This is a genomic window from Mycoplasma collis ATCC 35278 (genome assembly GCF_000701825.1).
Taxonomy (GTDB): Bacteria; Bacillota_I; Bacilli_A; order Mycoplasmatales; family Metamycoplasmataceae; genus Mesomycoplasma_A; species Mesomycoplasma_A collis.
In genome coordinates this window covers 66,518-80,529 of sequence record NZ_JNJY01000001.1, presented here as the reverse complement: position 1 = coordinate 80,529, position 14,012 = coordinate 66,518, and the positions used below count along the sequence as shown (strand labels likewise).

General features: G+C 32.2%; 17 protein-coding genes and 2 rRNA genes. All 19 read left to right on the top strand.

The window, feature by feature from the left end; genetic code table 4:
- Nucleotide 1 precedes the first annotated feature (1 nt).
- The 19 genes from recA (at nucleotide 2) to T403_RS0100345 (ending at nucleotide 14,003) form a co-directional block, all read left to right on the top strand.
- The gene (recA, locus tag T403_RS0100435; protein ID WP_033160848.1) at nucleotides 2-988 is read left to right on the top strand and encodes a recombinase RecA; all 987 of its coding nucleotides are present in this window, start codon (nucleotides 2-4) and stop codon (nucleotides 986-988) included.
- Nucleotides 989-1,029: 41 nt separating this feature from the next.
- Nucleotides 1,030-1,851 carry a TIGR00282 family metallophosphoesterase gene (locus T403_RS0100430; RefSeq protein WP_033160847.1) on the top strand — a complete coding sequence of 274 codons (822 nt, stop codon included), beginning with the start codon at nucleotides 1,030-1,032 and terminating at the stop codon, nucleotides 1,849-1,851.
- Between the two features lie 435 nt (nucleotides 1,852-2,286).
- Nucleotides 2,287-3,822: ribosomal RNA gene (locus T403_RS0100425) — 16S ribosomal RNA — on the top strand.
- A gap of 314 nt (nucleotides 3,823-4,136) precedes the next feature.
- A 23S ribosomal RNA gene (locus tag T403_RS0100420) occupies nucleotides 4,137-7,030 on the top strand.
- Together the 16S and 23S rRNA genes form the textbook arrangement of a ribosomal RNA operon.
- Nucleotides 7,031-7,333: 303 nt before the next feature.
- A complete protein-coding gene (gene rpsJ, locus T403_RS0100415) occupies nucleotides 7,334-7,648 on the top strand; it encodes a 30S ribosomal protein S10 (RefSeq protein WP_033160846.1) in 315 nt (104 codons plus the stop codon).
- Between the two features lie 14 nt (nucleotides 7,649-7,662).
- Nucleotides 7,663-8,361, top strand: a complete 699-nt coding sequence (gene rplC / locus T403_RS0100410) for a 50S ribosomal protein L3 (protein WP_033160845.1) — start codon at nucleotides 7,663-7,665, stop codon at nucleotides 8,359-8,361.
- Nucleotides 8,362-8,363: 2 nt separating this feature from the next.
- Nucleotides 8,364-9,011: a 50S ribosomal protein L4 gene (rplD, locus tag T403_RS0100405; RefSeq protein WP_033160844.1), complete on the top strand. Its 648-nt coding sequence runs from the start codon at nucleotides 8,364-8,366 to the stop codon at nucleotides 9,009-9,011.
- A complete protein-coding gene (rplW, locus tag T403_RS0100400; protein WP_033160843.1) occupies nucleotides 9,011-9,433 on the top strand; it encodes a 50S ribosomal protein L23 in 423 nt (140 codons plus the stop codon). The genes rplD and rplW overlap by 1 nt, the downstream gene beginning before the upstream one ends.
- 45 nt (nucleotides 9,434-9,478) lie before the next feature.
- Nucleotides 9,479-10,324 carry a 50S ribosomal protein L2 gene (gene rplB / locus T403_RS0100395; RefSeq protein WP_033160842.1) on the top strand — a complete coding sequence of 282 codons (846 nt, stop codon included), beginning with the start codon at nucleotides 9,479-9,481 and terminating at the stop codon, nucleotides 10,322-10,324.
- A complete protein-coding gene (gene rpsS, locus T403_RS0100390; protein WP_033160841.1) occupies nucleotides 10,324-10,599 on the top strand; it encodes a 30S ribosomal protein S19 in 276 nt (91 codons plus the stop codon). Before rplB ends, rpsS begins: the two co-directional genes overlap by 1 nt.
- Nucleotides 10,599-10,961, top strand: a complete 363-nt coding sequence (gene rplV, locus T403_RS0100385) for a 50S ribosomal protein L22 (RefSeq protein WP_033160840.1) — start codon at nucleotides 10,599-10,601, stop codon at nucleotides 10,959-10,961. The genes rpsS and rplV overlap by 1 nt, the downstream gene beginning before the upstream one ends.
- An 11-nt stretch (nucleotides 10,962-10,972) precedes the next feature.
- Nucleotides 10,973-11,623 carry a 30S ribosomal protein S3 gene (rpsC, locus tag T403_RS0100380; protein WP_033160839.1) on the top strand — a complete coding sequence of 217 codons (651 nt, stop codon included), beginning with the start codon at nucleotides 10,973-10,975 and terminating at the stop codon, nucleotides 11,621-11,623.
- A complete protein-coding gene (gene rplP, locus T403_RS0100375) occupies nucleotides 11,623-12,051 on the top strand; it encodes a 50S ribosomal protein L16 (protein ID WP_033160838.1) in 429 nt (142 codons plus the stop codon). Before rpsC ends, rplP begins: the two co-directional genes overlap by 1 nt.
- The gene (gene rpmC, locus T403_RS0100370; protein ID WP_033160837.1) at nucleotides 12,051-12,257 is read left to right on the top strand and encodes a 50S ribosomal protein L29; all 207 of its coding nucleotides are present in this window, start codon (nucleotides 12,051-12,053) and stop codon (nucleotides 12,255-12,257) included. The genes rplP and rpmC overlap by 1 nt, the downstream gene beginning before the upstream one ends.
- Nucleotides 12,257-12,541 carry a 30S ribosomal protein S17 gene (gene rpsQ / locus T403_RS0100365; RefSeq protein ID WP_033160836.1) on the top strand — a complete coding sequence of 95 codons (285 nt, stop codon included), beginning with the start codon at nucleotides 12,257-12,259 and terminating at the stop codon, nucleotides 12,539-12,541. The genes rpmC and rpsQ overlap by 1 nt, the downstream gene beginning before the upstream one ends.
- Nucleotides 12,541-12,909 (top strand): 50S ribosomal protein L14, encoded by a 369-nt coding sequence (gene rplN, locus T403_RS0100360; RefSeq protein ID WP_033160835.1) that lies wholly within the window; start codon nucleotides 12,541-12,543, stop codon nucleotides 12,907-12,909. Before rpsQ ends, rplN begins: the two co-directional genes overlap by 1 nt.
- A gap of 19 nt (nucleotides 12,910-12,928) precedes the next feature.
- Entirely contained in the window at nucleotides 12,929-13,252 is a 324-nt protein-coding gene (gene rplX / locus T403_RS0100355; protein WP_033160834.1) for a 50S ribosomal protein L24, read from the top strand.
- Between the two features lie 11 nt (nucleotides 13,253-13,263).
- Complete coding sequence (rplE, locus tag T403_RS0100350; protein ID WP_033160833.1) at nucleotides 13,264-13,809, top strand: 50S ribosomal protein L5; 546 nt, start codon at nucleotides 13,264-13,266, stop codon at nucleotides 13,807-13,809.
- A gap of 8 nt (nucleotides 13,810-13,817) precedes the next feature.
- Nucleotides 13,818-14,003: a type Z 30S ribosomal protein S14 gene (locus tag T403_RS0100345; protein WP_033160832.1), complete on the top strand. Its 186-nt coding sequence runs from the start codon at nucleotides 13,818-13,820 to the stop codon at nucleotides 14,001-14,003.
- The last annotated feature ends 9 nt before the right edge of the window (nucleotides 14,004-14,012 follow it).

The following is a 14,012-nucleotide window of genomic DNA, read 5'->3' as shown; positions in this document are numbered from 1 at the left end:
AATGAAAAACGAAAATAAATTATTAAAATCAGCTTTTAATGAAATAGAAAAGAAATTTGGTAAAGAAGCAATTATGCTTTTAGGAGAAAAACCCGATATAAATCCTGAAGTTTTTTCCTCGGGTTCTATTTCTATTGATAATGCATTAGGTATAGGTGGTTTTCCTAAAGGTAGAATAATTGAAATTTATGGCCCAGAATCATCTGGTAAAACAACTATTTCATTACATGCAATTGCAGAAATTCAAAAACAAGGCGGAATAGCAGCTTTTATAGATGCTGAACATTCAATAGATCCTAATTATGCTATTAATTTAGGAATAAATATTGATAATTTGATAATTTCACAACCCGATTCAGGAGAACAAGCATTAGAAATTGTTGATACATTAGTTAAAACAGGGGCAATTGATTTAATTGTTGTAGATTCTGTAGCCGCTCTTGTTCCTGAAGCGGAATTAAATGGTGAAATGAAGGATCAAGTTATTGGAGCTCAAGCAAGATTAATGTCTAAAGCATTACGTAAAATAACAGGTTCGCTTAACAAAAATAAAACAACTGTTATTTTTATTAATCAAGTTCGTGAAAAAATTGGTGTAATGTTTGGTAATCCTGAAACAACCCCTGGTGGAAGAGCTTTAAAATTTTATTCATCAATCAGAATGGATGTTAGAAAATCAACGCAAATCACAACAAATGGGGACATATTAGGTAATATGGTTAAAATTAAAGTTGTAAAAAATAAATTATCCACCCCATTTAAAACTGCTAATGTGGAAATTATATTTTCACAAGGAATTTCACAATTTGCTGAAGTTGCACAATTAGCTGAAGATTTTGGAATTTTAATAAAAAAGGGGTCGTGATATTCATATAACGATCAAAATATTGCTCAAGGAAAAGTAAATTTAAAAAATTTATTAGAAAATTCTATTTCATTATTTGAAGAATTAAAAGCAAAAGTGTTAGAAAAATTTGAAAAAAAATAATTACAATTTAATATTTTAATTTTAGTGTTAAAATTTAAAATATGTTTTTTAATAATGAAAATAAAGAACTAAATGTTTTATTTATTGGAGATGTATTTGGTTATGTTGGTATTAATGCTATCAAAAAATTTCTACCAAATATTAAACAAAAATATAATATTGATGTTGTAATAGCTCAATGCGAAAATGTAACTAATCGGAAAGGTATGAATCAAAAAGATTACGAAACATTAAAAGAAATCGGTATAGATATAATTACTTTAGGAAATCATGTTTGAGCAGATGAAGATATTTATAATATCATAAATAATAAAGATATATTAAGACCATACAATGTTTCAGATAATTATCCTGGACATGGTAGTGAAATTTTTAACATAAAAGGAATTAATTTAAGAGTAACTTCTATGCTAGGACAAATTTTTAATAAATTACTCAAACCATGAGAAGAAGAAATTGCAGATAATTTTTTTGATGCTTATGATCGAATAGAAGAAGAAGATTTAAAAAATAATAATGTAGATTATCATATTATTGATTTTCATGCTGAAACAACATCAGAAAAAAATGTTTTTGGTTTATATTTAGATGGGAAAGTATCGGCTTTATTAGGTACACATACACATGTTCAAACTAATGATGCTAAAATTTTACCTAAAGGCACATTATATATAACAGATGTTGGTATGAGTGGGCCATCTAATTCTGCTATTGGTGCAAATTATGAAGAAATTTATCAAAAAATGCGTTTTGGAAAACATACAAAATTTAAAACTTCTAATAATAAAGAACAATTTAATGCAGTTTACTTATTTTTAACTAAAGAAAAAAAACTTCAAAAAATTAAAAAAATTTCACTTTAAAAAAATATTTATATTAATTTTATTTTTTTTAATTAAAAATCCACCATATGGTGATTTTTTTTTATTTTTTTTGACTATATATATTAATTAAATATAAGTGTTAATACAATATATAATATAATAAAAAAATATTCTAATTGCATTTCTTTTTTGTTAATCAACATCAATAATTAAATTTAAATATTTCTTCGAAAAAATTTTTTTAAAAAAATGTTTTGACTTTTTTAATTTTTATGTATAATAACTTAGCATTGATTTTTTCATAGAAACAAATTTTAAAAAAAATAAAAAAATATTTGTTTTTTAAAAAAAATAATGTATAATAAATAAGTTAGTTTTTTTAACTAACTAAAAAATATAAATTTATAATTTTATAGAATTTATATTACATTAGATCTTTCAAAACTAGATACAAAAACCATAATACTCAATTCAATTTTCGAGAGTTTGATCCTGGCTCAGGATGAACGCTGGCTGTGTGCCTAATACATGCATGTTGAACGAAGTAATGAAGCAATTCATTGCTTAGTAGCGAATGGGTGAGTAACACGTACCTAACCTACCTTTAAGATTGGGATAACTACTGGAAACAGTTGCTAATACCGAATAATAAATTTTTTCGCATGAAAAAATTTTAAAAGAAGCTTGAATTATAGGCTTCACTTAAAAATGGGGGTGCGGAACATTAGTTAGTTGGTAGGGTAATGGCCTACCAAGACAATGATGTTTAGCCGGGCCGAGAGGCTGTCCGGCCACACTGGGACTGAGATACGGCCCAGACTCCTACGGGAGGCAGCAGTAGGGAATTTTCCGCAATGAGCGAAAGCTTGACGGAGCGACACAGCGTGCAGGATGAAGGCCTTCGGGTTGTAAACTGCTGTGGTAAGGAAAGAAAAAATAGAGTAGGAAATGACTCTTAATTGACGGTACCTTATTAGAAAGCGATGGCTAACTATGTGCCAGCAGCCGCGGTAATACATAGGTCGCAAGCGTTATCCGGAATTATTGGGCGTAAAGAGTTTGTAGGTGGTTTGTTAAGTCTGAAGTTAAATCCAAAAGCTCAACTTTTGCCCGCTTTAGATACTAACAAACTGGAATTGCAAAGAGGTTAGCGGAATTCCTAGTGAAGCGGTGGAATGCGTAGATATTAGGAAGAACACCAATAGGCGAAGGCAGCTAACTGGTTGTATATTGACACTAAAGAACGAAAGCGTGGGGAGCAAACAGGATTAGATACCCTGGTAGTCCACGCCGTAAACGATGATCATTAGTTGGTAGAAAAATTTACCGATGCAGCTAACGCATTAAATGATCCGCCTGAATAGTATACTCGCAAGAGTGAAACTTAAAGGAATTGACGGGGACCCGCACAAGCGGAGGAGCATGTGGTTTAATTTGAAGATACGCGTAGAACCTTACCCACTCTTGACATCCCTTGCAATATTATAGAGATATAATGGAGGTTAACAAGGTGACAGATGGTGCATGGTTGTCGTCAGCTCGTGTCGTGAGATGTTAGGTTAAGTCCTGCAACGAGCGCAACCCTTGTCTTTAGTTACTAACATTAAGTTGAGAACTCTAGAGAGACTGCCAACGAAAGTTGGAGGAAGGTGGGGACGACGTCAAATCATCATGCCTCTTACGAGTGGGGCAACACACGTGCTACAATGGTTGGTACAAAGAGAAGCGAAATAGTGATATCAAGCAAATCTCAAAAAACCAATCTCAGTTCGGATTGAAGTCTGCAACTCGACTTCATGAAGTCGGATTCGCTAGTAATCGCAGATCAGCTATGCTGCGGTGAATACGTTCTCGGGTCTTGTACACACCGCCCGTCACACCATGGGAGTTGGTAATGCCCGAAGATGGTTCAGCTAACTACGGAGGCAACTATCTAAGGTAGGACTGATGACTGGGGTGAAGTCGTAACAAGGTATCCCTACGAGAACGTGGGGATGGATCACCTCCTTTCTACGGAGTACACATCTTATAATTTGGTTATTTAAAAATCCTTTATTTTGATTTATTTTTATATTAATAAAGGTTATTATGGGCTTACCAAAAAGTTTTGTATCTAGTTTTGAAAGATTTAATCTTTCTATAAATTATATTTTTAAATATAGTTCTTTGAAAACTGAATAGCAAATATTGAAATTTTAAATTTCATAATATTTCAACAACGACATTACAAAAAACCGAGTCTAACTGTATTAAACAGTTAGTACAATTTAAATACCTTAGATATTAATCTAAAACAATAGGCTTAAAAAATAAGTTATATTAGCTTTTAAATAAGTAAGAGTATATAGTGGATGCCTTGGGTCTGGAAGTCGATGAAGGACGTGATTACCTGCGATAAGCCTCGTGGAGCTGGAATAAGCTATGATACGGGGATTTCCGAATGGGGGAACCTAACTAGACAAACTCTAGTTGATTTATAATGAATACATAGTTATAAATGCGAGACACCTTGTGAATTGAAACATCTTAGTAGCAAGAGGAAAAGAAAATAAATAATGATTTCGTTAGTAGTGGCGAGCGAATGCGAAAGAGCCCAAACCATCATTTTGATGGGGTTGTAGGACATTCTACATAAAGTTACAAAATTTTATTATAGTTGAAAAAGTTGAAAAGCTTTAACATAGAAGGTTATATTCCTGTAAACGAAATAATAAAATCTTTTGAATGTATCCTGAGTAGGGCGGGGCACGTGAAACCCTGTCTGAATCCGCCGGGACCACCCGGTAAGGCTAAATACTAACCAGACACCGATAGTGAAACAGTACCGTGAGGGAAAGGTGAAAAGAACCCCGGGAGGGGAGTGAAATAGATTCTGAAACTGTATACTTACAATTAGTCAGAGCCCGTTAAAGGGTGATGGCGTACATCTTGCAGTATGGGCCGGCGAGTTATGTTAACATGCGAGGTTAAGTGGAAAAAAACGGAGCCGTAGGGAAACCAAGTCTTAAATGGGCGAATTTAGTATGTTGATATATACCCGAAACCAGGTGATCTATCCATGAGCAGACTGAAGCTTAGGTAAAACTAAGTGGAGGGTCGAACCGTAGTACGCTGAAAAGTGCCCGGATGACTTGTGGATAGCGGTGAAATTCCAATCGAACCTGGAGATAGCTGGTTCTCCTCGAAATAGCTTTAGGGCTAGCGTGTAGTGTTAAGCATTGGGGGTAGAGCACTGAATATGGAATGGCGGCGCCTAGCTGTACTGACTATAATCAAACTCCGAATACCAGTGTGTATTACTATGCAGTCGGAATATGGGTGATAACGTCCGTATTCGCGAGGGAAACAACCCAGATCGTCAGCTAAGGTCCCAAAATTATGTTAAGTGAGAAAGGTTGTGAGTTTTCATAAACAACTAGGATGTTGGCTTAGAAGCAGCCATCATTTAAAGAGTGCGTAATTGCTCACTAGTCAAGAAGACTTGCGCCAATAATGTAACGGGACTAAACATAATACCGAAGCTACGGGTAGTGATAAACTACGTTAGAGGAGCGTTCTAATTGCGATGAAGTTAAACCGTGAGGATTGGTGGAGCGATTAGAAGTGAGAATGCCGGCATGAGTAACGATTCAGAGTGAGAATCTCTGACGCCTATTGGGAAAGGTTTCCTGGGGAAGGTTCGTCCACCCAGGGTTAGTCAGGACCTAAGATGAGGCTGAAAAGCATAGTCGATGGATGATAGGTTAATATTCCTATACTTCCTATAAAAGTGATGGAGTGACGGAGAAGGATAGTATTACCACTTATTGGATTGTGGGGTAAGCGTTCAAGATGGTTATGTAGGCAAATCCGCATAACAATACATTTAGACGTGATGCATAGTGAAAGAGTGATCAAGTAACGAATTATATGATTTCATGCTTCCAAGAAAAGCTTCTAAACTTAATTTTATAGGAACCTGTACCGAGAACGGACACACGTTCCCAAGATGAGTATTCTAAGGCGAGCGAGAAAACCAATGTTAAGGAACTCTGCAAAATAATCCCGTAAGTTCGCGAGAAGGGATGCCTAATTTATTAGGCCACAGTAAAATGGGGGGGGTGACTGTTTAGCAAAAACACAGCTCTCTGCTAAGTTGCAAAACGATGTATAGAGGGTGACGCCTGCCCAGTGCCCGAAGGTTAAGTGGAGCTGTTAGCATTAGCGAAGCAGTAAAATGAAGCCCGGGTGAACGGCGGCCGTAACTATAACGGTCCTAAGGTAGCGAAATTCCTTGTCAACTAATTATTGACCCGCACGAAAGGCGTAACAATCTCCCTACTGTCTCAACATTGGACTCGGTGAAATTATGGTCCCAGTGAAAACGCTGGGTACCCGCATCAAGACGAAAAGACCCCGTGGAGCTTTACTATAGCTTCGTATTGAAAATTGGTCTAACATGTGTAGGATAGGTGGGAGACTTTGAAGTAACGACGCTAGTTGTTATGGAGTCAACCTTGAAATACCACCCTTGTTATATTGATTTTCTAACCTGCTTCCATTATCTGGAAGGGAGACAGTGCGTGGTGGGTAGTTTGACTGGGGCGGTCGCCTCCTAAAGAGTAACGGAGGCGTTCAAAGTTACACTCAATATGGTCAGAAACCATATGTAGAGCGCAAAGGTAAAAGTGTGATTGACTGTGAGACTTACAAGTCGAGCAGGTGCGAAAGCAGGACTTAGTGATCCGGCGGTACATTGTGGAATGGCCGTCGCTCAACGGATAAAAGCTACCCCGGGGATAACAGGCTTATCTTCCCCAAGAGATCACATCGACGGGAAGGTTTGGCACCTCGATGTCGGCTCATCGCATCCTGGAGCTGGAGTCGGTTCCAAGGGTTTGGCTGTTCGCCAATTAAAGCGGTACGCGAGCTGGGTTCAGAACGTCGTGAGACAGTTCGGTCCCTATCTGATGTGGGCGTTGGAATATTGATGAGAGCTGCTCTTAGTACGAGAGGACCGGAGTGGACGTACCACTGGTGCTCCAGTTGTTTCGCCAGAAGCATAGCTGGGTAGCTAAGTACGGAAAGGATAACCGCTGAAAGCATCTAAGCGGGAAGCCTCCTCAAAGATGAATATTCCCTTGAAATTCCTTATAGACGATGAGGTTGATAGGTTGGGTGTGTAAGTGTAGTAATACATTAAGCTAACCAATACTAATAAATTGATCGATTTAATAGCTATAATAGGTATTTAAATTTAATTAGTAATAATGATTTGCTATTCAGTTTTCAAATAACTATTTTAAAAAAATCAAAAGTCTGAAAAGACTTTTTTTTATTTTTTTTTAATTAAAAATTTGCTTATAATAACTTGATTTTAATAGATAAAATGCTTTTGTTTTTCAAAAAATAATATATAATTTAAAAGTATTTTTAGACTGTGACACATAAGGTTGTGATATTCCAAGATTAGTTGTTTTATTGAATATCAGTTTTTTATGTAGAGTCTTGTTCAATAAGAGCAGAAAGGATAAACAACATAATGACAAAACTTAAAGTAAAAATTAAAGCTTTCGATCATAAAATAGTTGATAGTGCTACTTTAAAAATTGTTACTTTTTTAAAGGAAAATAAAACAAGTTTTGATGGACCTGTCCCACTTCCAACAAAAAAAGAAATAATTACTATTTTAAGATCAGTTCACATTAACAAAAAATCACGTGAACAATTTGAAAGTAGAACTCACCAAAGACTAATTATTATTAATTCATTAGATAATAAATTAGTGGATAAAATTAAAAGAATTGAATTACCAATTGGTAGTCACATTCAAACCACAATTATTAATAAAAAATAAATTTAAGGAGAAATATGAAAGGAATCTTAGGTAGAAAAATTGGAATGACTCAAGTATACTCAATTCATGGACAATTAATTCCTGTTACAGTAATTGAAGTTAAACCAAATGTTGTAGTTCAACTTTTTAATCAAGAAAAAGATGGCTATACAGCTACTCAACTAGGTTTAGAAGATAAAAAACAATCAAGAACTAATAAACCTAGCATAGGACATTTTAAAAAAGCTAATACAACTCCTAAGCGCTTCATTAAAGAAATTAGAAATATGGAAGGTCACAACATCGGTGATTTAATTGATGCTTCCATTTTTAATGTTGGTGACTTAGTTGATATTTCTGGGACATCTAAAGGAAAAGGTTTTGCTGGTACTATTAAAAGACATAATCAAACCATCGGGCCAAAAAGTCATGGTGGAGGTGGAGGATCTAAACCTATTAGACAAACAGGTTCTATAGGTGATATTTCCGGAAATAAAGTTGTTAAAGGTATGACAATGCCAGGACAAATGGGAAATGTTAAAAGAACTGTGCAAAATCTTGAAATTATAGACATTGATACAAAAAACAATTATATCTTAATTAAAGGTTCTGTTCCAGGAGCTAACAAATCATTTATTGTTATTAAAGAAGCTATCAAAAAACTTGCTTCTAAAACACCAGTTACATTAATAAATACTAGTGATAAAGAAAAAATCGAAGGAGATAAAAATTAATTATGAATTCAACAAATAATTCAAACAATGTAGTTAATTCAACTTCTTCAACACTAGATAAAAAATTTAACTTACCAAAAAATGTTTTTGGTTATGAAAAATTTAATAGCCAAACTGTTTTTGATGTTATTTTAGCTGAAAGAGCATCAAAAAGACAAGGGACACATAAAGTTAAAAACAGAGCTGAAGTAAGTGGTACAGGTAAAAAACCATGAAGACAAAAAGGAACTGGTAAAGCTAGAACCGGTTCATTAAGAACACCTGTTTTCGTAGGTGGTGGTAGAGCATTTGGACCTACTGTTGAAAGAAACTATACATTAAAAGTTAATAAAAAAGTTAGAAATTTAGCTTTTAAATCAGCATTAAGTCAATTAGGATTAAATAATCAAGTAGTTGTAACTAAAATTAATTTAGAAAAAATCTCAACTAAATCATTGTTAGAAGAATTATCAAAACTAAACATTGATTTAAAAACCTTAAAAAATGTTTTAATTATTACCAGCGATAAAAATGTTTATTTATCAGGTAGAAACTTACAAAAAATTAGTTTTTCTAAAGTTACATCAATTTCAGTTGAATCATTAATTAGAACTGATTTAATGTTAATTAGTGAAGAAGATATTAAATACCTAGAAGGAATTGTAAAATAATGAAAATTAACGAAATTATTAAATATCCAATATTAACTGAAAAAAGTTATCAATTAATGGCTGATGGTGTTTATGTTTTCGCAGTGGATAGAAAAACTAACAGAGCTGAAGTTAAAAAATCAGTTGAAATTATTTTTGACGTTAAAGTTGTAAAAGTAAACATTTTTAACGTTCCAAAAAAACCAGCTAAATTAGGAAGATTTAAAGGTTTTGCAAACGCTTATAAAAAAGCTTTTGTTACTTTAGCTGAAGGACATTCAATCAATTTATTAAATGAAGAAGTAGAAGAAAAACAAACAAAAGATAATTCTGAAGATGTAACTGAAGTTAAAACTCAAAGTCCAAGAGAAACTAAAGATGCTAGTGAAATTGAGAAAAAAGTTGCTGAAAAATTAGCATCTAAAGCTAATAAAGAAAATTAAAACTTTAAAGATTAACTATTTTAAAGTAAAAAACGAAAGGTAAATATGGCAATTAAAAGTTATAAGGCTACTACTAATGGACGTCGTAATATGACTTCACTTGATTATAAAATCAATTTAACAAGCCATAGTCCTGAAAAATCTTTATTAACAATATTAAAGAAAAAATCAGGTAGAAATAATCAAGGGAAAATCACTACAAGACATAAAGGTGGTAGAAATAAAAGAAAATATCGTTTAATTGATTTTAAAAGAAATAAAGATAATATTCCAGCAGTTGTAAAATCAATTGAATACGATCCAAATAGATCAGCGAATATTTCTTTATTAGTTTATGCTGATGGAGAAAAACGTTACATTTTAGCTCCTAAAGGATTAAAAGTTGGTTCAACTGTTATTTCAGGAGAAAAAGCTGATATTCTTCCAGGAAATGCACTTGCATTAGCTAATATTCCAGAAGGAACATTTGTACATAACATTGAAATGCAGCCAGGAGGAGGAGGGATTATTGCTCGCGCAGCAGGTTCTTCAGCACAAATTCTTGGTAAAGATGAAGATGGTAAATATGTAATGTTAAAATTAAAATCTAATGAGGTTAGAAAAATTTTAGCTAGATGTAAAGCTACAATTGGAATTGTAGGAAACGAAGAACATTCACTTGTTAATATAGGTAAAGCTGGTAGAAATAGACATTTAGGAATTAGACCAACTGTTCGTGGTTCTGTAATGAACCCAATAGACCACCCACATGGTGGAGGGGAAGGTAAACAACCTATTGGTAGAAAATCACCTCTTACACCTTGAGGTAAAAAAGCTCTTGGTGTTAAAACCAGAAATAATAAAAAATCTTCAACTAAATTAATTATCAGAAGAAGAAAGGCTGGTAAATAATGGCTAGATCATTGAAAAAAGGTCCATTTGCTGATGAACATTTACTAAAAAAAGTCGAAAAAATGCTTGAACAAAAAAGTAAAAAACCAATAAAAACTTGATCTAGAAGATCAACAATCTTTCCAGATTTTGTAGGTTTAACATTTCAAGTTCACAACGGTAAAATATTTCATGATGTTTTTGTAACAGATGATATGGTAGGGCATAAATTAGGGGAATTTTCTCCAACCAGAACATATACAGGCCATGGAGCTGATAAAGGGAAGAAGAAATAATGGAAGCAAAAGCACATGTAAAAATGCAAAGAATTTCAGCGCAAAAAGCACGTTTAGTAGCTGAATTATTCCGTTATAAAAACACATCTCATGCTTTATCAATTCTTTATAATACTAATAAAAAAGCATCAAAAATATTTATTAAACTTTTAAATTCAGCAATTGCTAATGCAGTTAATAATCACGGAATGGATGCAAATGCATTATTTGTTAGTGATGTTACAGTTAACGAAGGTCCAACTTACAAAAGATTTCAACCAAGATCCAAAGGATCTGCATATTCAATTTTAAAGAGAACTTCTCACTTATCTATTACAGTAAAAGAAATAGAAACAGAAAAATTTAACAAATCAGAAGAATAAGGAGCATAATTATGGGACAAAAAGTTAATCCAAATGGTTTTAGATATGGTATAACTAAAAAACATGAAGTAAATTGATTTGCAACAAAAGAAAATTTTGCAACTTATTTACTGGAAGATGTAAAAATTAGAGAATATGTTGAAAAATTTGTAAGAGAATATCAAATTGGAAAAGTTGAAATTAAAAGAGATTATAGAAATAAAGTAATTTTATTAATCCACACTGCTAAACCAGGTCTAGTTTTAGGACAAGGTGGCGAAAATGTTAAAAAAATGGTTGTTGATATTCAAAAATTTGTAAAAAATAAAAAACTTAATTTATCGATTGAAGTAATTGAATTAAGCCAACCAGAATTAAATGCTCGTTTAGTTGCTGAGCAAATAGCAATTAAAATTGAAAATCGTGGATCATTTAGAGTAGCACAAAAATTTGCAATTAGAAACGCTTTAAAAGCAGGAGCTAAAGGAATTAAAACTCAAGTTTCAGGAAGACTTAATGGTGTTGATATGGCTAGAACAGAAGGTTATAATGAAGGTGAAATGAAATTACACACAATTAGACAAAATGTTCATTATGCTCAAGCAACAGCAAGAACAACCTATGGTGCTTTAGGGATTAAAGTTTGAATATCTTTAGGTGAATATAAAGAAGGTGACAAATAATGTTACAACCAAAAAGAACTAAACATAGAAAAAATTTCAGACTTCATCACGATAAAAGAAAAGCTTTTAAAGGAAAAAATGTTTCTTTTGGTGAATTCGGGCTTCAAGCTACTACATCGAATTGAATTGATTCTAGACAAATAGAATCAGCAAGGATTGCTATTACAAGAAGAATGGGGCGTGAAGGACAAGTTATTATTAGAATTTTCCCTCATTTATCACTTACTTCTAAACCAATTGGTGTAAGAATGGGATCAGGAAAAGGTTCACCGGAAAAATGAGTTGCAGTTGTTAAAGAAAATACTATGATGTTTGAAGTATCTGGTGTTAAACCAGAAATTGCAAAAGATGCTTTAAGGTTAGGTGGAAATAAATTACCTGTTAAATGAAAAATAGTACAAAAAACAGAAGAAGGAAGTAATAACTAATGAAATTTATTGAATTAAAAAATAAATCTCTTTCAGAACTTAATACCCTTTTAGAAGAATTGAAAAATGAACTATTTTTATTAAGATTTAAAAATTCGACTTCAAAACAAGATAAAACTCATAAAATTCCCGAAATAAGAAAAGATATAGCGCGTGTTTTAACAGCAATTAATGAGAAAAAAATACAAGATAAAGAGGTTAAATAATGGAAGCTAATCAAACAATAAGAAAAAATGCTAAAAAAACATTTCAAGGTAAAGTTGTATCAGTAAAAAGAGATAAAACTGCAACTGTTATTGTTGATACTTATATTAAACACCCTTTATATCATAAAAGATTTAAAAAGAGTAAAAAATTCTCAGTTCATGATGAAACTAATGAGGCATCATTAGGAGATATCGTTAAAATAAGTGAAACAAGACCTATTTCAAAAACCAAAAAATTTAGAATTTCTCAAATTGTTGAAAAAGGAAGAGAAGGTGTTAAATAATGGTATTGGAACAAAGTAGATTAGTTGTTGCTGATAATTCAGGTGCTAAAGAAGTTGGACTTATTAGAAATTTAGGTGGTTCAGTTAAAAAAACATCTAATATTGGTGATATTATTGTGTGTTCTGTAAAAAAAGCGCTTCCAAACGGAATTGTTAAAGAAGGGCAAGTTGTTAAAGCTGTTATAGTGCGTACTAAATATGGTATTAAAAGAGCAAATGGTTCTCATATTAAATTTGACGATAACGCTGTTGTTATTATTAAAGATGATAAAACACCTAGAGGAACTAGGGTTTTTGGACCAGTAGCACGTGAAATTAGAGATAAAGGATATTCTAAAATAGTTTCACTTGCTCCTGAGGTTTTATAGAAAGGAATAATTATAAATTATGAAAATTAAAAAAAATGATCAAGTTGTTATTATTTCTGGAAAAGATAAAGGAAAAACTGGTCAAGTTTTAGAAGTATTGCCAAAACAACAAAAAGTTATTGTTAAAGATGTTAATAAAATAACAAAACATCACAAACCATCTCAAGCTAAATCAGAAGGTGGAATTGAAATATATGAAGCACCAATTCATGTTTCTAATGTTGCGCTTTTAATTAAAAAAGAATCAAAAGGTAAAAAAGCTGAATTTTCAAAAATTGGATATAGATTTACTAAAGATAACAAAAAAGTACGTTTTGTTAAAAAAACTAATAAGGAAATATAAACTAATTAATTATGAATTTAAAAACTAAATACAAAGAACAAGTTTATCCACTTTTAAAAGAAAAATTTAATTACTCATCAGTAATGGAATATCCAAAAATTGAAAAAATAGTTTTAAATATGACAGCTGGTAGAGAAGTTACAAATTCTAAAGCAATTGAAGAAGTAATGAATGAAATTCAATTAATTTCAGGGCAAAAACCTTTTCAAACTGTAGCTAAAAAATCACTTGCATCTTGAAAATTACGTGAAGGAATGCCAATGGGAGCTAAAGTTACATTAAGAAAAGATAAAATGTGAGATTTTTTAACTAAATTAATAAATGTAGCAATTCCAAGAATTAGAGATTTTAGAGGCCTAAATCCTAAAGCATTTGATGGAAGAGGAAATTATTCTTTAGGTATTAAAGAAGAAATTATCTTCCCAGAAATTAGCTTTGATAAAATTAGAAAAATCAAAGGTTTAGATGTTATTATTGTAACTAGTGCAAAAAGCGATAAAGAAGCAAAATTTTTATTAGAAAAATTAGGAATGCCTTTTGCTAAGGCTGTTAAATAGAGGTAAAAATGGCAAAAAAATCATTAAAAGTAAAAGCAAAAAAACACCCAAAGTTCAAAGTAAGAGCATACACTAGATGTGAAATTTGTGGTCGTCCACATGCTGTTTTAAGAAAATTTAAAATTTGTCGTATTTGCTTTAGAAAATTAGCACATGAAGGTAAAATTCCTGGAATTAAGAAAGCGAGTTGATAATTATGGCAA